This is a genomic window from Paenibacillus sp. MAHUQ-63 (assembly GCF_028765165.1).
Lineage (GTDB): Bacteria > Bacillota > Bacilli > Paenibacillales > NBRC-103111 > Paenibacillus_E.
In genome coordinates, this window is sequence record NZ_JARADB010000001.1 from 1,114,875 (window position 1) to 1,137,017 (window position 22,143).

Below are 22,143 nucleotides of genomic sequence, written 5' to 3' on the forward strand. Positions count from 1 at the left end.
GTTAGCCAAGCGCTGGCTCTTCCGGAGTCTTCCGACATTACCGCTTTTTCCCCAGGTTCAGCTCTTTCATAATTTGCCGGCCTGTCGGCGTCTGTGCGAGACCGCCCTTGGCCGTCTCCCGGTGCTTCTCCGGCATCGCTGTGCCCACCTCGTACATGACTTGAACGACCTCGTCCGAAGGAATGACCGAGCGGACGCCGGCAAGCGCCATATCCGCCGCCGCCATCGCGTTGACGGCGCCGAAGCCGTTGCGGACGATGCAGGGAATTTCAACCAGCCCGCCGACCGGATCGCATATAAGCCCCAGCGTGTTCTTGAGCGCCAGCCCTACGGCATGCATCGCCTGTTCCGGCGTACCGCCGCGGAGCTCGACGAGCGCTCCCGCCGCCATACCGATGGCGGACCCGACTTCCGCTTGGCAGCCGCCTTCCGCGCCGGAGACGAAGGAATTGTTCGCGATCACATAACCGATCGCCCCCGCACACAGCAGTCCCCGCACCATATGGTCGTCGTCCCAGCCGAACCGCTGCTGGGAGGAGATGAAGACACCCGGAATGATTCCGCAGGATCCGGCCGTCGGTGTGGCAATGATACGTCCCATGGACGCATTGACTTCGGAGACGGCAAGCGCGTAAGCCATCGCCTTGCAAGCTTCCTCTCCCAGGGAGGCTTCACCCGCCGCCATATAGCCGGCAACGCGCTGAGCGTCTCTGCCCGTCAGTCCGCTGCGGGACGTCGTGTCCTCGGTCAGCCCCTTCTCCACGGCTTCCTTCATAATCCGGTAGTAAGCCCGCATTTTCTCCAAGACATACGCCGGCGGTCTGCCGGATTCCTGGCTCTGGTCCGCCAGCATGACGTCTGCAATTGTCTGCCCCTCGGAGGCGCATACCTCCGTTAATTGTTTCAATGTTCGGAATCTCAAATTACTCGCCTCTTTCCGCGAGATCCACGCGTTTGATATCGTAGATCATGCTCAGGGAGCCCAGCTCCTCTATCAATGCATCCGAAACCGTGACGTCCGTCTCAATGACCGTCATCGCTTCGCGGTCCCGGCCTTTCCGGTCCAAATCCATAAAGCCGATATTGATTTGATTGCGCCCGAGCAATGTCGTAATCTCGGCAATCATGCCCGGACGGTCGTGGTGTGAAATAACGAGCGTCGGGTAGACCGCGGTAAATTTCACATCGAACTGGTTCACACTCACAATCTCAATATTGCCGCCCCCGATGGACGCTCCGATCATGACCACTTCTTTGTCTCCGGCAGATAGATGGAATTTGACGGTATTGGGATGATCCGCTTTATCTTTACTCGTCAGGAATGCAATCTCTACACCGCGAGCTTCCGCCTCTTCGGCGGCATGCGGAATGCGCGGATCGTCCGTTTCGAAATCCAGCAGTCCGCCGATCAGCGCCAGGTCGGTGCCATGCCCCCGGTATGTATCCGCGAAAGATCCGTACAGCGTCATTTCGGCCTTGGCCGGCTGCTCCCCCAGCAGCTGTCTGACGACGCGTCCGAGACGGACGGCTCCCGCCGTATGGGAGCTGGAAGGACCTATCATAGAAGGTCCGATAATGGAAAACACATCTTTAAAGCGCATCCTGGAGTTCCCCAATCTTGTATGAGATGGAAGTCGTATATGATTATTGTATGAAGAGTTTCTAGGAATGACAAGGACTTCTGCCTTGTCCTTATTCTCCCGTTTGAGCACCGCTTTCATTCGGCTGGGGGACCGGCTGCAGCAAATTCAACTGCGTGGCGACGGCAACCGCCTTCACGCGGTTATTAACCTGTAACTTGGCGAACAAATTGCGCATATGCACTTTGACGGTCCCTGCGGACATCACTAGCCGTTCGGCGATTTCTTTGTTGGACAAGCCGGCGGCCATCCATTGCAGAACTTCGATCTCCCGCTCCGTCAACCCCTGCACCGGTGCCGTAAGCACGCCGCCGAGCGCAGGCTCCTGAAGATTCGGCGTACCGCCGTAATACCCGATCAACCTCTGGACATAATTGATTTGCGAGGCGAGCATGTGCAGTACGCCGAGACGTTCAGGCGCAAACACACCGGTTGTATAGTTATTTTCCAAATAGAGAACGCCCTGCAGTTCCCCTTGCGCGATGATCGGCAGGCCTAGCACAGATCTTGGCTTATGTTTCACCACATAAGGATCCTGCGTGAATAATCCGACCTTCGATGCATCGTCCAAAATAACAAATTGCCGCTTAATCGCTACATAACTGACCAAGTTTTGGCAAATTCCCTCATACCGGCTTAGCGGCACACTGCCTTTCGAGCCGCCGCCCAGGCTGCCCGACCCGTTGTCCATTCCGCTCTCCGTCCCGTTCTCCGTCCTGTTCTCCGTCCCGCTCTCCATCCCGCCGTCCGTATCAACCGCCTGCTCGACATACAGCTCCGCCGCCCGCATGGCAACGAAGCAGCCTCGCTGCGCACCGGCAACTTCTACGGCAATGCTCATCAGCTTACCGAGCAGATGCGCCGAGTCCCGCTCCTCCGAGAAGGCTTGCGAAGCCCGCATGACCGCCGCCAGCTCCAGCACTTGTGCATATCCGCTACTGGCATCGCCGCTTTCGGCCGCATTCGGCTGCAGGACAGGAGCCGCATGCCCCGCAGTCCCGCTTGCCGAATCGTCTCCGCCCGATATCTCGAGCAGACGGGGCACGTCCTGCCGGCCGATTTCGAAGGCGCTGAAGGTTCCGCTCTGCTCCCACATGTGCAAGCAGCTTTCCAGATCCGCTCTTAAACCGAACGCGCTCTGATATCGGCGTTCAACGGTTTTCTCCAGCAGCTTCATGATGATCTCTTCGAGAATCGCCGGTATTTCGGGATGCCCGGCCGATAAGGGCTGCGGCTTCTTGGCCAAATGAGCATGCGCCCATTCCAGCGGATCTCTGGCTTGAAAAGGCAGCCCGCCGGAAAGCATTTCATAGAAGGTGACGCCGAGGGAGTACAGATCGGTGCTGCCCGTCACCACCCGGTTTAATTGGCCTGTCCGCTCAGGCGCCATATAAGGCGGAGAGCCTTCGATAAGCGGCATATTTCTTGCCTGCCGGCCTCCATCCATGGACAGAACGGAATGCCCCATGCCGGTCAGGCTGACCTTCAACGAGGAAGGAACGACGACAATAGTGTCCGGCCGGATATTCATATGGACGATATGCTGCTTATGCAGCCCTTCGAGAATTTTGGCGATTTGAACCGCCAGCTTCAAGAACACGGGAACCGTAAGCGGAGCTGTCTGTACGAAATGGCGCAGCGTCAAGCCGTGCACCCACTCGCTGGCCAGAACAAGTCCATTCCCTTGCCTGAGGAGTGCAATCGGTTTGATAATACCCGGCATTTGCAAGCTTCCGGCTATTTCGTATTCGTTGATGAGCTTGGCATTCTCGATAATGGCCCGATGGCCTTCTTTGACAATTTTCAGCAGCACCTCACAAGCATGCTCCTCTGAGAATGCGTGGCAAACGACAATCGTCGGGTCCTCAAAAATTACTTGCTGTATATGATAGCCTGTCACTGTTAGCATGAGTTCGGCTCCTTCGAAAACTATGGTGATTTTCCTCATTATAGTACCATAGAAAACAGCAAATAACCTTACACCTGCAAAAAGGACCGGCTGGAGCATTCCAGCCGGTCCACACGCTATTTCAAATCCAAGAATCTGCTAATCATGGCTGCCGCCTCTTCACGTGTAATTTCTATGCTCGGACGCAGCGTACCGTCCGGATATCCGCTAACGATCCCATGTCCCGCGAGAAGCGGCACATAACCGCCAGCCCACACCGGGATCTGTTCGGCATCAAGGAAGGACGGCTGATCTGCTGCCGATGGTAGTTCCTGCCCCTCGAGCATACGCCCGATGATGGCTATCGCTTCCGCTCTCGTTATCGGCATGCCGGGATTAAGATACAGCTTATTCTCACTGGAGGCGCCTGCTAACCAGCGGTTCGCAAGTGCTGTCCGCATATAAGGCTCAGCCCATGCCGCAACATCCCCACGATCCGCGAACTCTTCAGGAAGCCTGTCGTAGGATAGCTTCGTTCCTAAAGCGCCGACGGCAATCTTGGCGAATTCCTGCCTCGTGATGGAACGAAGCGGCTCGAAGACAAGACCATCTCTTTGCTGGATGCCGTTCACTGCGCCGATAGACGCGAGCCGCTCAACGAACGAACGGGACCAACGGTTAGCCATATCCCGGAATTCTATCTTATGCGCATCGTACATGAGTGCATATTTGCTGAAATGAGGCAGCTTGGCCGTTATCGTACCTGCTACAGGCTGAATCGTGCCGCCTGCATATTCCCATCTCTTCGTTCGCTCGTTGTACCAGTAGATGCCCGCTTTGTCCGGGTCCGGGATCTCGTCCAGCGAATAGCGGACCGTCAGCTCGGCGGGTTCTTTCAATGCCACCTGCTTATCGAACTTAAATTCGTAGATATCCCCGATGACCTTGAGTCCTTCCGTTTCATAGGCACTCGGGTTGCGGACAATGCCGACTCCCAGCCCCACACGATCTTGAAGCGGCTGCGAAGGAATTCTCAGTACCGCCCGGTCGCGGATTGTGACAATCGCCTCCTCGTTCGACCGGAGCTCAGCGGAAGTAACGAATTCTACATTATGCTCCTGTTCGATCAGCCGTTTCAAAATGCTGCGCAGCGTCTCGTCAACGGCCTGGTCCGTTGGCTCCCGTTCCTCGCCTGAAGAACTGCCGCTATCCGGGTTTGGCGGTGTCGGCGGGATATACCAATCGTCATAGTCCGGTGCAGTCGGATCCGGTGCACCCGCCTGCTTGCCAACCTTCACGATGAGCGTATCCTCGAAGGCGTAATCCGTCGTCACTGCATAGGAAGCCTTGACGACGAGCTCACCTTCGGCATCAGCGCCGACAAGTCCCTCCTCCGAAACGGAGCCGTTGGCCTCGCCCAGCATGACGTTCCAGCTCACCTGGTTCGGATCGAGAACGGTCGCTACGCCATTCGTATCCGTGGCGACCAGCTCCAACGCCTGCCGGCCTCCGGCGGGAAGACTCAGTTCTTCCCCATCCTGCGAGACGCTGCCTGGTGCAGCATCCACAGGACGAAGCTCAACTTTGGCGATACCGTCTACGACAGGGTTCATCACTTCGGAGCTTGCCGTCGTCTCATTGCCGGCATCATCCGTAGCCGTGACGACGATGGATTCCGACAAATGTCCCGCCATTCCCAGGGCATGCTCAAAGGAGCCGTCCGACTCGACGGATACCGCCTGGCCGTTGATGCGGACTGTGCTGCCCGGCTCCGCCACGCCTTTGACGAGCACCGTTTTATCCGTCGAAATGGAGCCCAGTCTCTCGATTTTCAAGTCCGGCGCAGTCGTATCCGAGAACACCCGCGTGCCTGTGCGCGTCTGATCCCCGTTGCTGTTGACGGAAATCAATTCTATTAGATTCGTCCCTTCCTCCAAGGCCAAGGTCTTCTTCCAGTCCCCCCCGGTGTAGGTGCCTACGGTCCGGTCGTTCACACGGACTTCGGTAGTTACCGGCTGATCCGCATGCATCTGCAATTGGAACGAGGATTCATTCACGACATACGTCGTTGGACTGCTCTGCCCTTCGTCCCCGTAGGCGTTCGTCACCGGTTCATCGTTCATCTTCCAATGCGTAAGCTGAACGCTTGCCGGATTCGGCACCGGCACATAAGCCGCCGCCGAGACGGCCGGCTGGCTGTACACCTTGCCTCCGTCCACATTCTTGAACGCACCGATCGATACCTTGTACGAGGCGCCCGGTACAAGTCCGGAATTCACACCGGCCTGATCTTGAATCATGCCGCCCAGCGTCGTTCGCTTCGTGTCTCCCGCAACATCCACCGTCCCGATGCCTGGTACGGGCTGCCCGCTTGCGTCAAGCAGTTGGAGCGTAAACCCGTCCGCTTCCTGCGGCATGGACCAAGATACGCCCAGCAGTCCGCTGCCCGCCGGCACAGCTTGTACCTCTTGCGGCTGCGCGGGCTGATGCGGATTGACGAACTCAACGGCTCCGCTGCTATAGCGGCTGTCCAGGTTCGTATCGCCCTGCGACAAGACCGCTTTGATATAATAGGCCCCGCTTGCCATCGTGTCGGGAACGGTGATTTCCGCCGTACCGTCTTGAACCGGAATATCTTTCACCAATAGACGGCCCGGGTCGTTCTCGTTATTCGAGCTTAGGAACAGCGATACTCGTTCATTCGTTGCGTGATCGCCTGTCCAATTCACTCTCACCTTATTCGGACTCGATGCAACTGCCGAGGCCGTGACTTCCGTCAGCGTTGCCGGTACGGCCACATCCATTAGAGTCCACGCCAACGCTTGATCGGACTTCACTTTCCAGCTGCCTTCGATTGAACCTGACTGTGACTTCTGAACGGATATATATACCCGTTTCTCCAGAGTTCCTGTCTCGGAATCCTCCGGTGAAATTTCTTGCACCAGATAGTTCTCGTCCAGTACAAGCGGATAATCGTTGCCGCCCGGGTCCGTCACTTGCAGCTTCGGCGGCGTTTCCCCCGTGTATGTCAGCTCGAACAGCGCTGCTTCCTGATCCGCTGAAACGGGTAGCTCGTATTCGTTCGAGGCCGACAACGTGCGTACAAGACCGTCCGTTTTCTTCGCGGACTCGGAGCTGGCCACCCGCTTGATGTTCGTTCCGAATGTCATGGCGGATACATTGCCGGATTCGTCGATGTACTCCTTCTCCATCAGTCCTTCCGCTTCCGGCAGCATGTCGGCCGTCAAGCGCGCGGAAGCCAGCGTCGGTCTGCGGCTGCCCCATACATATTGATAACCGAATGGAATGCCGATGATGCGCACTTTGCCCCATACCTTCTCTGAAGAAATCTCCCCGGAGGCGTGGGCGATTTCCTTGCCGCCGAGTATCGGCACGGCCCTAGGAATGCGGACCGTCAGCGAGCCTCCGCCCGCCATATAGACCGGACCCAGCAAGCCGTGCTTAGAGGAATCATATTCGAATACGACGTACACTTCGCCGATGATGGCATCGAACACTTCCATCCTTGCGCCGGCCTTGAGCGCTACGCCAAAGCTGGTTAGAGAATCCTTGAAATCGATGCTGCCGTATACTTCCTTGAGAATCGGAAATTTCAATATTTCAAACTCACCGGAAAACTCCAATCCTTGCATCGATAGTCCGAGCGTCACATTATCCGCCGTTATGACTTTGGCGACGCTCAGCCCGCCGACCATGACGACCTTGAGCGGAGGCAAAATCGTAAAATTGCCCATAACGGTATCATACAGGTTGCGGAAGCCCCCTCCGCCTTTGGTGATAAAGGCAACAGGAGCAACCGGTATTAACGGAATGCCCGGCTCGCCGCCGACAACGAATACGAAGTTGTCGGGGATCGGCACGCCGCTTTCCGTGAAGCGCAGCGTCAGCAGGCCGTCCAGTTCGACCACCTGGAACTGGACATGGCCTTCGATTTCGAATTTGCGGTCGAACGTGTCCAGCAGAACACGCCCGCTTGCGCCGAAATCAAGCCCCGGCACCATGCCCTTCGGCAGACCGGCCTCGCCTTCGGCGCGGAGTCCCATGAAGCCGAAGGTGTTCGCCCGGCCGAACATGTTCGTTTCCTTCCGCATGCCGAACTTGGCTTCATCCAGCGCGATGCCCAGCTGAAGCATGTCGTCGGTCTGGTCTTTCTCCGTGTCATCCCCCTGCTGGCCGCCGTTATTGGCCGGCGGCGGGGGCGGCGGATTCTGGCCGTTCTGCCCCGAGTTGTCTTCCTCTTCCTCCTGCTTCTGACCCGGATTGAAATTCATAGAGACGGAACCGCCGAACGAGACGCTCTCCTCCCCGATTACGGCATTCTTAATCTCCACTTGGAAGAACGACATATGCTGGATGACCGACAATCCTTTGAGCACTTCCCAGTTAATTTCTATCGGCTTCTCGCCGGCATCCTCGTCCGCTTCAAGCGAATAGCGGCTGCCATTCACCAGCTCGATACTGAATGGACCGAAGGAGAACGGAAAGCCCGGAATCGACAGCACGCCATTACCTTTCAGCTCGATATAATCGCCTTCATGGGTAAGATCCTGTGAATTTTGGCGAATGACCATCTTCTGTGAAGCTTGCCCGAATATCGCGCTCAAATCCTTCGACGCATCATGGCGAATGACCGAATTGATCGTGGCCCCCGCTCCAATTTCAAAGTAAGTATGGCTCGCATCCAAGGAGCGAATCGGACCGCGGAATTCCAGCAGCGCTTCTTTGGAGGCGGCTTCGTACTGATGCTTCAGCTCAGCCAATTTGGTTTCGTTGTCGACCGGCACGAGGGTGTACGTCTCACTGCCCTCTGCGTCCATGTTCTCACCGACGACGAGCAGAATGCCGTAATCTCTCGATTGATAGCGTTTGTCCAGGGTAAGCTCGATTGTCCGCTCAAATGTCCCGATGCTGCCTGCATTCACGCGCACGATGTAGGTTCCCGGCTCATCCTTCAGCGATGGCCAGAGCGTATCATCCAGCCGGACCGACATTTGCTTGTCATCGACAACCGTGACATCGGCACTCGGCACGACAACGGCAGCACCGTCCCGCGCTCTGACCATCTGTACCTGCAAATCGGCAGCGCCTTTCAATACCTCGAAGCCTTTGCCCTGCAGAGCGATGGAAGGGTTGGCGTCCTTCATGTACAGCTTCTTGGGCAGCGCTTCGAGCAGCTGCACTTCCGGGATTTGTCCCGATAAACCCGGCAGGATGACGTAAGAAGCTTGAATGTTTTCGGCTCCGCCCGCCGCTTGGACGATCACCTGGAATTGCGCCGCCTTGTACGATTTCTGCGGCTTCGGACGTACATGCCACGTGACCGTCTTCATGTCACCGACCTTCAGATCTCCGATAGCCTTGGCCGTCTTCTCGCCTTGAACGAGCTCAAGCTCAGCAGGTAACCCCAGTACAGCCTGTACGTTCTGCTGTGCCATCGACCGGTCTAAGGTATTATCGATATCTACGCGAATTTCAAAAGCCGACTCCTGATAGCCGTTACCGGCGCCGTTCACCTTCAGCTGCTTCGGCGCTCCGATTTGCAACCCGTACGCCGCTTCCTTCTGCGAGGTGAAGAAGCTGCCCAAGCCGTAGTACGTCTCATAAACGGCCTCTGCGCCCGGAGCCAAACCGGAAGGATCCCAGTACATGGCGACCGCGCTGTCCGCCGAACCATAGGCATTTTGCACCGATGTGAAATCAAGCTGCGGATTTACCGTATAATCCCATTTCGTTTCGGAAATACCGTTCCAATGGGCAATAATCATCCGGTTCGGGGATGTATTTCCCCAGCCCTGCAGGAAACCGTAAGACATGACCTTAGGATTCAACGGATTATCCGTCGCCCGCCAATAATACGGAAGCGAACCTTCGATTTTCGTTTCGTTGCGAATATACGTAGTGCCGCCGGCTAATGACACCGGTGAGGCATCCTCCGGACCCAGCATCGTATCGAGCAAAATACGGGAACCGACGCTTTGATTTTGTTTGGTCGTATTTTTAACTTTATAGGAAATTTTAATATTCCCGGCGTTCGGGTTCGTCCGGTCATCGACGAGCGTAAGCGTCTGGATGATTTCCAGACCTTCGACATGCCATACGGATTGGTTGGATAGACCTTTATTTTCAGGCGAATAGGTAAAATACCCGTTGGACCCCATGAAACCGTAGCCGTTCCCATAAATGAAATCTTGACCGTTGATGCGGAACGTTGTAAACGATGTCTCTGGCAGCTTGTCGCGGAACAAGAGCGGTTTGTTATCGTCGCTCGCTTTGAGCGGAGATCCCGTCTTCGTTGTGACGCTGAACCGGCCGTTCTGCTTGTTAATGCTGACGTCCATGAACTCATTGGCCACTGACAGCGGCTGTATCTCCGCATCAATGGCGAACGCGAGCTCGCCCCCGTATGGCAGACACAGCACGATCGCCATGATCGCCAGTGTCATTTTCTTCCACAATTTCACTCGCCATGCTTGCATGACTTCCCCTCCTCGATCCATGAGAAAAAGCATCAACCCTCCTAGTCCAGTTGATGCTTTGTCCGTTATTCCGAAGCTTTGACCGGTAATATATACACATGAACGAGCTTCGTTTGCCGTTCCTGATCTTGCATGTAGAACGTGTATAAGCCATATTCCTTGACAGGCAGGCTGCCGCTTGTCAGTTCCTGCCCAAGGGCTTTGAAGTCCCCTTTGTTCTTGAATCCGCGCGCCCATTTGACTACGGTTGTTCCTTGCTGGCCAAATAATTGCAATTGAATCGCCTCGCCGTAGACGACCGCTTCCGTCTCCTGCAGCTGCTTGGAGTTGACGAACACCGAGAATGCGGTAGGCGCGATGACGATCGCTTTGCGCACGATACGAGCCACATTGCCTGCACGGTCTGTTACGCTATAGGTAACGTCGTACTCGCCTGGCGTTCGCGTATCGATCGCATGCGTGACCGTCAGCTTATCGTTCAAGCTGCCGTCGAGATTGTCCGACACTTGGACGTCCGCCCCCGGATTAACGGCTTCGCCAACGGCAAGCAGCAGTTGGTCCCCCTTCTGGAAAGTCAGCTTAGGCGCTTCCCGGTCGATATTATTCACATCGATACGCAGCACATATTGGTTATTGAGCTGATCCGTCGCTTCAATCCAGCGGGTGCCGTTCTCCGTGAAGGTAACCGTATTGCCTGTGATACCTGCGTATGTAAGCGGACGGTCCGCGTTGAATGTAACGGTAACGTTGTTGCGTGTCGGCTGTGTCTCACTGAACGTATACGTTACTTTCGCCGTAGCTTTCGTGATGTTCGCTACCGTAGCCACCGCCTCGGCGATATTGCCCGCCAAGTCCTGAACGACAAATTTGAACGTGCCGTTCTCTTTGAACACGTATTGCTTCGCCCGGTTATTATTCAGCACCTGTACGGCTTCCGAGCCGCTTACCGTCACGATAACATCGTCTTTGGTCGGCGCAGCCGTGCTGTAAGACAATGTCAGTACAGGCGGCGTGCGGTCGATATTGTACACATTCGCCGTAACGGTCGCCTCATTGCCTGCGCGGTCCGCCACTCGGAAGCCGTAGCTGCCGTTGGCCGCAAAATCACGCGAGATGCTGCCGTTATTATTGATGGCGACAATCGGCTCATTCGCTTCCACAGTCGCACGCACATCCGCATTCGTCTTCGCCGACATCGGCGTCGAATACTGCACGATCGCGACCGGCGGTGTCTTGTCGATCCGGTCAAAGGCCGCATTGACTTCGCGTCTGTTACCTGCTGCGTCTTCCATGACGAACGTGAACGTTCCGTTCTGCACAAACGTAAAGGCAGTCGAACCGCTGTTGTTCACAATGGTCGGGAGCTGCCCCGAGTCGTCCTGCGGGGTCAGCGTGGCGATCACATCCCGGTTCGTCCACCCCGCTTCGCTGTACGTGACCGTCCCTGTCGGCGGCGTGCGGTCAATATACGTCACCTGAGCGGTCACTTCGCCTTCGTTGCCGGCGGCATCGCGGTAGTAGAATACGAAGCTTCCATTCTCCTTGAACGTATATTGCGAACTGCCTCCGTTGTTCGTTATCTTGACCGGCGCATCCTCGCCTGTGAAGGTTAGTGTCGCTTTGACGTCTTCCTTCGTCCATGACGTCGCACTATAGGTGACAACGGGAACTGGCGGCGTCTTGTCGATATAATCCACAACGGCCGTCAATTGCGACACATTGCCTGCTTCGTCCGCGAAAACGAACGTATGCGTGCCGTTGTCGGTAAAGGTGAAGGTTCGGTCTCCGACCACGGAGACGATACCGTGATTCTCATCATACGTAACCAGCGTTACCGTAACGTCCTCATTCGTACTGCTCTCTGTGCTGTAGATGAGCTCTCCGGTCGGCGGCGTCACATCGATATGATCGACGATAACTTCATCCTCGCTCGTCAACATGGTTGCGGTATCGAGCAGCGTGTATCTCAGCGATCCGTTGGATACGAAATCGTAGACGACCTTCTGGACGGTTTGCGAGACCGGTATCGCGTCCTCCGGAACGACGATTCCACGTAACGATAAAGCCGAATTGCCGGAGGCATCCACCGTTACGCGTACCGGTCCGTTGGTCCAATCCTCTGGCGTTACGGTCACTTCCGCATAAGGCAGGCTGCGATCGATGCCCGTTACAACAGCCGTCGCTCTGCCGACGTTGCCTGCGTCATCTGCAAATTCAAATTCGAACGTTCCGTTGTCTGTAAAAACATACTCTCTGCTGCCGCTAACGGGCTTCGTCACACGAACGGACTCATTGGTCGACAAGACCGCTTTGACGTTGCCCGCGGTGCGCCCCGGAGGGCTGTAAGCGACTGTACCGACCGGTGCTGTATTGTCCAGCTGGAACAACGAATTCGTGTGCCGTATCGTTTCATTGCCGGCCTTATCCTTCACTTTGGCCCATAAATACCAGATGCCGTTCGCCCCGCTCAGATCGGCCTGGCGATTGCTGGGGAGCGCCGTCCATGTCTCGGGCTCCGTGTTCGCACTCGTGGACCAGGCATACGCGTACGTCATCTCGTTAGCTCCGGAGACGTTGTCCGTCGCGGTAATAACGGAGCTTGCCGTTTTTCTTTTATCCGAAACACCCTCGCTGCTGAATTGAACTTGCGGCTTGATCTTATCGATCCATGTTACGGTAGCGACGGCCGTGTTCTCATTGCCGGCTTTATCGCGGAACACGAAGGTGTAGGTGCCATTCGCTTGAAACTCATAGCTGAAGCCGGTGAGATTGAGCACGTCGATGTCGCCCGCGGCCGTTATATTATCGGAAGCTTGCAGCGTCGCTGTGACCGATTGGTTCGTAAGCTGCGCCGTGCTGTAGGTGATCTTCACCGCAGCCGGTTTCGTTAGATCGTAGATGACCGTGTCCGAATATGCGGGAGAGATATTGCCCTCCGCATCGCGGTATTGAACCGATATCGTCCGTGTGCCTTCCGTCTCCGGAATGGTTACCGTCTTCGCGGCGGCGAAAGGCTCCCAACTGCTCCAAGTCGATCCGCCGTTCACGGAGAAACTCATGTCGATAGGCCCATGAGCATCCGTCGCGGTCAGTTCAACAGGAACCGCTTTAAGATTCGTCTGCTCGGCCGGGATATGGATGGTTCCTTCAGGAGCCACGCTATCCAGCAGATAAGGTCCTCCCCTGACGAGCTGCCAGTTGCCGGCTTGGTCGTATACTTTGGCATGAATATAATAAGTGCCTGATTTGCCGGTGATCGTAAAGGCGCCGCTCGTTGACGTGCTCCAATCGGCATCGGTGCCGTCTGTGGTTGCTTGATCCGAGACGAGATATTTGATGACATATTGACCAAGCGCTGTTGTAACGTTGTCGGACAGGGTCAAGCTTGTCGTCACCGAATGGCTGTAGGACGATGTGCTTGCTTTGCTGAAAACCGCCGTCGGCTTCGTGTTGTCCAGTACAAAGCCTTGCGTGGTCGTTCCATATCCGACATTCCCTGCGCTGTCAGCCGTCTTAAGATGCAAGTACATCGTGGTATTGGCTCCTGCCGGTGAAGTGAGCGTAGCGCTCTGCGTCGTCGCCGTACCGCCTCCGTCCGCGAACGGCATCCAGCCCGCGGTGCTCGAGGGCGGAACGGTTACGCTGTTCGACCAGATGTAGGAGGATTGAGCCAGCCCCCCTCCAGCTTCCTGCAAGGTGACCTTCACTTGACGGCTCTTGGCCGGCGTATTGTTCCCCAGCTCGGAGAACGTCACGACAGGCGGCGATTTGTCAATAATATACGCCAGTGTCTCTATCGTTTTGGTGTTGCCCGAATCGTCCGCCGCAGTCGCTTTCAACTTGTAGCTGCCCTCCAGGCTGTTAGGCACCTGAAGCGTTCCCGAACTCGCCGTCGCTGTGCCTGTCGAATAAGCCGCCCCGTCCTTGAGCCATGCATAGTCCAACTTCGTAGACGAAAGATTATCGTACATCTGATACGAAATCGTGTGGCTTGTCTTGGCCTTGCCCGATAAAGGCGTCAGATTTAAAACAGGCGGATCATTATCGAAGAAAAAACGTCCCGTCGATTGAACGGTTACGTTCCCGGCGGCATCGATGGCCTTGGCGTGAAGATAGAATACGCCTGAGCCTGCCGGATCCAGCGCCGGCGCTCCGCTGATCATGCTCGTCGTAATTTCGGCGGCAGGCGGTGCGAGGGAACTTGGCGTCCATGTATAGAACAGCGCGATATTTCCGTTCGACGGTGTGTCCGCTGCCGTTACGGTAACGGCATGACTCTTTTTGAAAATATAATTGTATGCTTGCCCGAACGTGATCGTCGGCGGTTCATGATCGTAGTTAAACGGCCCTGCCGTTGAGATCGTCTCGTGTCCGACAATGTCGACCGCACGGGCATGCAAATAATAAGCGCCGTTGCCTTCCGGATCCGGTGCGGACGTTCCGCTCGCAATGACCGTATTGATATCCCCTGGAGCAGGCGGGGCAGCCTCTTGCGTCCACTTGTAATAAGTCGTTACTTTGCCTTCTGCCGGCAGGTCCTTTGTCGTGATCGTAACCGCGTGATTTCTTAGGTAACTTGAATTCGAAGCTTGTCCGAACGTGATCACCGGCGCGTCGTTATCGATGTACACCTCTTCCTTGAGCAAGCTCTTGAAGTAAGTCACGTTGTCCATCGATGTACCGTCGCTGAAGTACGTTCTGTAATTCGGGAACGAATGCCAAGAATTATCCAGCTTGCCATTCGTATAGCATAATTCCGGACCCTGCTTCAGGGTCAATCGCCCTGATGCGTCGGAGGCTCCTACCCGATAAACAAAGTCAGGTATATAATCCTTCACGCTTTGCGGATCCAACGAAGTGCGGAATGCCGCTTGCGTCGTTTTGCCGCTTCCCCCCGACTCTGTCATGAGGATGCTGTCCCTATGACACAGCACATAACCTCCTGATTCAAACTCCACACGCAGGAGTCCCAAATCGCCCGCCTTGAGGAAAAATCGGTTCGTCTGCGGGTCGATGGCGCTAAAACTCATATTCCGCACGGCGATCGGCTGCTTCATAGCCGCCGGGATTAAAGCCGTAGCCGCTTGGGCCTGATTCGGATTAGGCATAATACCTATAAAGCTAAGGATAAGCGCCAGCAGTAATGAACTTATTTTTCTCATACATACCTCCTATTCGCTATTGGCCTTTCTCTATGTAGGCAAGTACCAGATTCCGACAATATGTCACATTTTCAATTATAAAAATACATGTTTATGCGACCTAAGCACCATACCCCAAATGGGGTATATTTGGTTAAGCCCCTGAAAACACGAGCAAGCCACCCCAAACAAATAAAAAGCCCCTACGTACGCGTGAAGCGTACATAGAGGCTTTGATTCGTCTATAATTCCCGTTAAACCGTAAGCGCGGCGGCTTGGGCTTGCTTCTTGAACGGACTCTCTTGAAGGCCGTTTACGTTCCTGCCTTTGCCGAATGGAATGCATAGCGGGGTGCCGAACAACGGATCTTGAATGATTTGGCACTCCATATTAAACACCGTACGGATGGTCTCTTCGGTAATGATGTCTTCCGGCTTACCTTGAACGGCGATCTTCTTATCGTGAATAGCAACGATATGATGCGCGTAGCGGCAAGCCAAATTGATATCATGAAGGACCATCACTATACTGCGCTGCTGCTTCATGTTCAGGTCAAACAACAAGTCGAGCACTTCGACCTGATGCGACATATCCAAGTATGTCGTAGGTTCATCCAACAGAATCGTATCTGTCCCTTGGGCAAGCGTCATGGCAATCCAAGCGCGCTGCCTCTGCCCCCCGGATAAGGAATCGACCGTGCGATCGGCGTACTGCTGCATATTCGTCGCTTTCAGCGCTTTGTTCACCATATCCTCATCCTCGGCGGACCACTGCTGCAGCCAGCTCTGATACGGATATCTGCCCTGCTTCACCAGCTGCAGCACCGTCAATCCCTCGGGAGCTACCGGACCTTGCGGCAGAATGGACAGACGCTTCGCAATCTCTTTGGTCGGAAGCTTGGCGATGGCTTGACCGTCCAATAGGATGCTGCCGTTCGTAGGCTTCAACAATCGGGCCAAGGAGCGCAGCAGCGTCGATTTCCCGCAGCCGTTGCTGCCGATGAACACCGTGACCTTTCCCTTCGGAATCGCAATATCCAAATTCTCATAGATACTGGATTCTCCATAGGTTAACGTTAATTCTTGAGCCTCGATCGCATGCATCGGTATCAATCCTTCCCAGGGTCATATATTGAGAAACGAACATGTCGCACATCTTCGTTTATGTACAAGTTATAGGAGAAATTAGCTTTACAATCTAAGTGTAAAGGTGATGATAACCGTTGTCAATGAGTTTGAGAATCATTTTCACTGAAAATAATGACAATTCCGCTAACAGACCCCCTTATGAAAAAAAAGAGGCCCCAAGAGCCTGAATCAGCCTGGGACATCTTTTGAATTGAACCTGCACCAGGACCATGGCGCTGGCCACTGCCTTCATGCCGGCATGCGGCAAATCCGATTCTATTCGCTTCGCACAAGCTCTACATCGCCGGAAATTCCCCATTTGACGAAATGCAGCGAACTCACGCTCGTATGCTCAGGGGCATTGGGGCGATCGGCGAAATTCCTGACTCCGCGATATTGATCAGGGCTCGTTAAGTAACGGTCGCCTTCATAATGGCGATGAGGGCCGTAGGAATTGAATGTGCTCGGATACAAGCTGACTTCCAGCTCCCAGGTCCCGGCTGTCACAGCTTGCGGCAAGGCGACCGTCCAATGCGGTCCCCAGCACCAGCCCAGCTCCTCACCCGACAGCCGCACATAGGCCGCATCACCTTGTACATCCGTCAACCGAATGGCGGCAGCGCTGTCTGCAGCGCTAAGCGTGACGGTCTTCGTCACGGTTGCGGGCGCAGCGGCGAACGGGAAGCCCGACGCGATGAGATCCGCCGCGTCAACGCCGGCAGTCAGCGGGACAAGCCGGAAAGGCCCGTCCGTCAACCATTGCCGCTCATCTTTGGCAATAAGGGGCGATAGGCTTTTGACGGCAAAGCCCCCGCTCACAAAAGCAATCGGACGCGCCTCCCCGCCGGCACAAGGGGTGACCTCAATAAGCAGCGTGCCGCTTAAATCGGCCATTTGGTTCGGGAGCTGCGCTTCCCAGCCGTTCTCCCTTCGTTCAAGGGAAAGTATTTCACCGTTCACCCTTGCTTCCTGGACGGGATCGAGGAGCAGCAGCGTCAAGCCGCCGATCAAGTCAGGCTGCTCCAGCGTCAGCTGGGCTGCAAGCCTCCCTTCCGGTACAGGAATAAGCTCTACGTAAACCCGGTTCGTCGTCAAAGGCTCTGCGCGCCATGGCGATTGCTGTAAGACAATAGCTGCGATTCGGGCGTCCGCCTGTTCAGCGGCTCTCGCAGGGAGCTCCCGCAGCCAGTCGCGGGCTTCACGAACAGTAACACCGGCAGCGCGGAGCTTCCCTGGATAGCCCTCTGCCTCCCATCTGCAGCCGTCGGCCAACAGCACGCAATCATAATCTCGCTTCCCGATACGCAGCATTCCGTCCAGGAGGACGCCTTCCTCCTCGATCACCCGCTCCTCGGTCAATTCGTAATGCACCCCGGCGGCATAGCTAGCTTCGACCAAGGCGAGCAGCTTCGCATTAAAGAGACCTGCCGGCGTAGAGGGAATATTCGATCCGTCATGCTCGTTCATCACCATACAGTCCATCGGATCGAAGGCAGCCATAACGCCGCGAGTCGGCGTCACGATGAGCACATCCGGCTTTTGCTTCAAATCGGGAAGCCGCGCCGCCTGCTCTTTGATCGAAGCCAGCAGAGCCGGGAACGCCGCTTTCCAAGTCACATGACTTGGCATGGATGGCGGCCAGTCCTGTACGGCTTTGGTTGTCAACTTCAGCTGGTTCAGATGAAGCACGAACATCTCGATGCCGTGGCTGGCCAACCACAGACAATAGTCGGTGAACGTCTGCGGAGAGATGCCCCAGCCGCTTCCGCCCATCGCCTCGACCAGCGCAGCGCTCCGTCCCTGCTGCACCGCCACGGAATGCGCGATCCGCGGATAGAAGTTGTTGCCCGGGAAGCGTTCTAGCGCATCGATGGCAGGCGTTTCCACGCCCTTCAGCACCTGAAAAGCGGATCCGCTGTAGGCAAGCTGGAAGAACGGGCTTTCCTCCGCTTTCAAGTGAGCGGTGAATTTCTTCCCGTGCTTCTCACACCAAGCTGCGACCGGTTGATAGAAGCCGGTGATAATTGCGTCCGTCAGCATCTCCCAGTAGCGGACCCGCACGATCTCGTATCCTTCTCCCTCGGTGAATAGGAGATGGAGCAAGGGCAGCAGAGCTTCCCCATAGCGCCGCTCATATTGCTCGGCGAACCGGTCATCCCACGGAATTGCGCCTGTCTTGACCGTGAGGCCGTGTCCGTCAAGGAAGGCGACTTCGTCGGAGAAGAAGCCCGTCACATAGTCGAACGCTTCTGCACTTAAGCCTTGGCGGTAGCCTTCGTACGTAATGTCGAGGAAGGCTTGAGCCGCCAACGGATCCAAGGAGGAGACGGCCGTCTTCGAGCCGAAAGCGATACGGCCTCCGCCGGCTTCGGAGGGCTGTGGAACCCACTCCACCCAGGCGCACGCAGACTGCGGCAGCCGCCTCAGCACTTCGCCGTTCGCCGTGCCGGAGGGCCAGCCGTTCTCATCATAGATCCAGAACGACATGCCCGTCGCTTTGGCGTAGAGAATCAGCTCGGAGACGATGTCCAAGTACCCGCTGCTAAGATAAGCAGGGCTGTCCGGATAAAACCGGGGATGGAATATGACGCCTTCCAGCCCCGCAAGCCGCAGCTCATCAAGCTGCGCCTGCAGTGTGTTCAGATGCAGGGCATCATTAATGGACCATAGACTTAAGAAGGATAATGGCAAGTTATTCACACCTCTGCCCGCGGGCGTTATTGGGTTCTTGCTTTCAACCGTTTCAGCTCCGCGACAATGACGAAGGATACGATGACGAGCAGGAACCAGGACACGATTTTGGCCGGATGCACCACATGCCACGCATGGCTTTGATTAGGATACTTCCAGGCTCCGAAGTAGGTCGCGATATTTTCGGCAATCCATATAAAAAATCCGACACACAGAAAACCAACCGGTATCGACATTCGGTACAGGCTCCGGTCTAACCGAAACTGGATGTGCGACTTAAAAAATAAAAGACACAGCAGGGCAATCAATATATACCGGATGTCGTACACGGCGTGATGCGTGAAAAAATTCAAATAGATGCAGGCGCCAAACGGAATGCAGACCCATTTGGAGGGATAGGAGATGAGCGTCAGATCCAACCTCCGCCAAGCCTGGCATATATAACTGGCTACACTAGCGTACATAAAACCGCTGTAGAGCGGCACTCCCCATACTTTGCTGTAGGCTTCCTCCGGGTAGCTCCACGATCCCATATGGACTTTGAATACCTCGAGTACAATGCCGATGATGTGAAAAAGACAAATGACCAGCAGCTCGTCCTTCGTCTCGAGCTTGCTCGCGAACATGCCGATCTGTATCAAGATGCACCCTGCCAGGATAAGGTCATACCTGGAAATCCCCGGCACATCCACAAACTTCGTGATGGCCAGCAGCATGAAGATGCCGACTGGGAATATGCAGCACATTGCTTCTTGGTACGTAAAAACCGCCAGCTTCCTCCATGCCCCTCTCATTGCACAGCCCCCTCCAATCGTTCTCTCTATCTATTACATGAAATAGACGATTGGAATTATACATAAGATTATTCGAGGTGAAAGAGGCAAATCAGCAAGTGGAGGCTGAGCCGCTGCAAAGTTGAGCGGCAGTGGAGCAGCAAGGCGGGAGCAGTGCTAAGCAGCCCTGCGGCTTCATTCCCGGATCAGCCCGGCCTCCGCCCGGCTGAGATCCAAATCATACCGCAGCCGGCCGCCCGGCTTCGTCAGCTCGATGCGATACGCATCGCCGCCAAGCTCCTCGACCAGGAGCTTGCTTGGCGCCCCGGATCGCGAATCCCCGCTCGCCGGCTCATAGTGCAGCGCCTGAATGAACAGCACGGCGCGCTCGGCAGCCGCCCGCTGGATCAGCGAAGTGCGGTTCCCGCTCGGCGGATTGTCCGGCGTGAGAGCGGCGTACATGTCCGACGGCTGCGAGCACCAGATCAGCTGTGCAAGCTCGCCTTCGCGCAGCTCGTAGCGGAACACCCGCTCGCCGGCTGCCAGACGCCGCTTGTCCCTCAGCCACTTCTGATCAAGCCGGCTCAGCCGCTCCTCCGTTCGTGTCCATGAAGCTGCCGCATCGCTGCGCAGCTCGCCGCTGATATGCGTGCACAAGTGCACGTCGCGGGGCTCCGGCACGGTCACGCTCACGATATCGAGCATGTGGTCTTCGGCCAGCACATTCACCCGCCTGATCTGTACCCCGGCGTACGCCTCCACATCCCACGGGCTCAGTTCCTTCGGAAGGATGATCGCATCCTTCATATAGAAATCGTCCCCGGACCAATCCACGGCTGTCTCGGCCCATGCTCCCCATGGCTGCCGGACAAGCTGCACCAGCCTGCCGTCACGCGGAGGCTGGTCGGCGCCGCTGATACTTACCGTATTGTGCGAATACGTATGCTTGAACCAGCCGTAATGCGCGGGTATGCCGTATGCCGTCGTTCCCGGATCGACTAGAAGAGGCGTGCTGCCGCATACGACGGATAAACCCAGACGATCCATATGATCGTGCTCGCCGCCGAACCTGCTGTGCTTCAGGATCGCCTGCCAGCCCGCTCCGTTAACCAGCTTCGTTAACCCGCTTGCGGGGAACGACTGCGTACGGTGGGTAGTCTCCCATAGCGCTAGCCTGCCGCTGTCGCTTGCACTTGCCGGCGCCTGCTCTTGTCTCGGCACCTGCTCCTGCTCCTGCACTTGTTCCGTCAACGGCTCCAGCTCCCGCCCGAACAGCAGCGCATACACCGAATCCCTGCGCACGGTTCTAACACCGCTGAATCGCGGATCCGCCCACTCTGTTCCGTAAGCTGTCAGCAGCAGTTCCTTATAAATCTGATCCCCGTACACATCAAAGGCAATTTCGTAGTACCTCGTATACGTCCCTATGCTGTCCCCCAAGCCCGCATCGTTCAACGTCGGCATTGCACCGCTTGGCAGCACAAGATGCAGAGGGTAGTCGAACATCGCCTTCAGCGCCTTGTTCGACCACACCTCCCATGGCGTTCCTTCGGCGATCAAGGCATAGTGGAGCAGGGATTGGAAGGCATAGAAGTGATACTGTACGTTCCCCTCGTACCATAAGCCATCCTCATAAACGCCGCGCGCCAATTGATCCTCCAAGCCGTATTCGCCCGCAAGCCCCGCTTGCACGATCGCCTGATCGTCCAGCAGCAGCCCGATGGCTGCGATGGCGGAGGTGATCAGCACGGCGTGATTATGAATCTGCTTCTCCTTGTGCAGAATGAGGAACCGGGCGCACGGCTCCAGCAGCCCGCCGCGAATATGCGCTTCCTCTGCGGGGGTCAGATGGCCCCGAATCAAATCGAAGCCCAAGGCAAGATCCATGATCCAATGCGCCTCATCCAGCGTTTGTGCGAACAATTTGCCCGGACCGTTATACGGAATGTCTCCGTGCGTCTGATAGGACTCATAGCAGTCCGCGTATGCGGTTAAATACGACTTCACCATGCCGATTCGCTTGACGTCGGGTTCAATCGCCGTCAGCAGCGCGATATGATACACGGCACGGCCGATTTGCGTATGCGCAATGGACGTCCATGCAGAATTGAAGGGCTCCCCTGTCCGTTCCTTGCCGCAGGTGGGACATTGATGACTGAACGGCGAATGCCACTCGAAGCTGAGCCGCGTCCCGTCCTCATGACAGTAGTAATAGTGCGTCCACTGGCCTTGCTCGTTCATTCGAATCGTATACGTAATGCGCGAAGCCTCCTCCGCTTCCTTCCGCAGAAGAGCGATTCCTTCATCGAATTCCGGCCGCGCCGCGTTGGCGCGGAGCCGGTCCAACCTTCTCTTATCCATACCCTTCCCTCCTTCAATACGGGAG

Annotated in this window: 9 protein-coding genes; all 9 read right to left on the bottom strand. The window is 56.0% G+C overall.

The annotated features are described in order from the left end of the window. Window positions 1-37: 37 nt before the first annotated feature. Entirely contained in the window at window positions 38-922 is an 885-nt protein-coding gene (sdaAA, locus tag PUT07_RS04925) for an L-serine ammonia-lyase, iron-sulfur-dependent, subunit alpha (RefSeq protein ID WP_274466682.1), read from the bottom strand. A gap of 1 nt (window position 923) precedes the next feature. After that, a complete protein-coding gene (sdaAB, locus tag PUT07_RS04930) occupies window positions 924-1,601 on the bottom strand; it encodes an L-serine ammonia-lyase, iron-sulfur-dependent subunit beta (protein ID WP_274466683.1) in 678 nt (225 codons plus the stop codon). A gap of 91 nt (window positions 1,602-1,692) precedes the next feature. Beyond that, a complete protein-coding gene (locus tag PUT07_RS04935; RefSeq protein WP_274466684.1) occupies window positions 1,693-3,549 on the bottom strand; it encodes a protein kinase domain-containing protein in 1,857 nt (618 codons plus the stop codon). Between the two features lie 116 nt (window positions 3,550-3,665). Then, on the bottom strand, window positions 3,666-10,025 hold the full coding sequence (locus PUT07_RS04940; RefSeq protein ID WP_274466685.1) for an S-layer homology domain-containing protein: 6,360 nt from the start codon (window positions 10,023-10,025) through the stop codon (window positions 3,666-3,668). Window positions 10,026-10,090: 65 nt separating this feature from the next. After that, the gene (locus tag PUT07_RS04945; protein WP_274466686.1) at window positions 10,091-15,187 is read right to left on the bottom strand and encodes an Ig-like domain repeat protein; all 5,097 of its coding nucleotides are present in this window, start codon (window positions 15,185-15,187) and stop codon (window positions 10,091-10,093) included. A 233-nt stretch (window positions 15,188-15,420) separates the two neighbouring features. Then, window positions 15,421-16,269, bottom strand: coding sequence for an ABC transporter ATP-binding protein (locus PUT07_RS04950; protein ID WP_274466687.1), 849 nt, complete (start codon window positions 16,267-16,269; stop codon window positions 15,421-15,423). A gap of 300 nt (window positions 16,270-16,569) precedes the next feature. Beyond that, window positions 16,570-18,984, bottom strand: a complete 2,415-nt coding sequence (locus PUT07_RS04955; RefSeq protein WP_274466689.1) for a hypothetical protein — start codon at window positions 18,982-18,984, stop codon at window positions 16,570-16,572. A 26-nt stretch (window positions 18,985-19,010) separates the two neighbouring features. Next, entirely contained in the window at window positions 19,011-19,778 is a 768-nt protein-coding gene (locus PUT07_RS04960) for a DUF817 domain-containing protein (protein ID WP_274466690.1), read from the bottom strand. 174 nt (window positions 19,779-19,952) lie between these two features. Continuing rightward, complete coding sequence (locus PUT07_RS04965; RefSeq protein WP_274466691.1) at window positions 19,953-22,118, bottom strand: heparinase II/III domain-containing protein; 2,166 nt, start codon at window positions 22,116-22,118, stop codon at window positions 19,953-19,955. Between the last annotated feature and the right edge of the window lie 25 nt (window positions 22,119-22,143).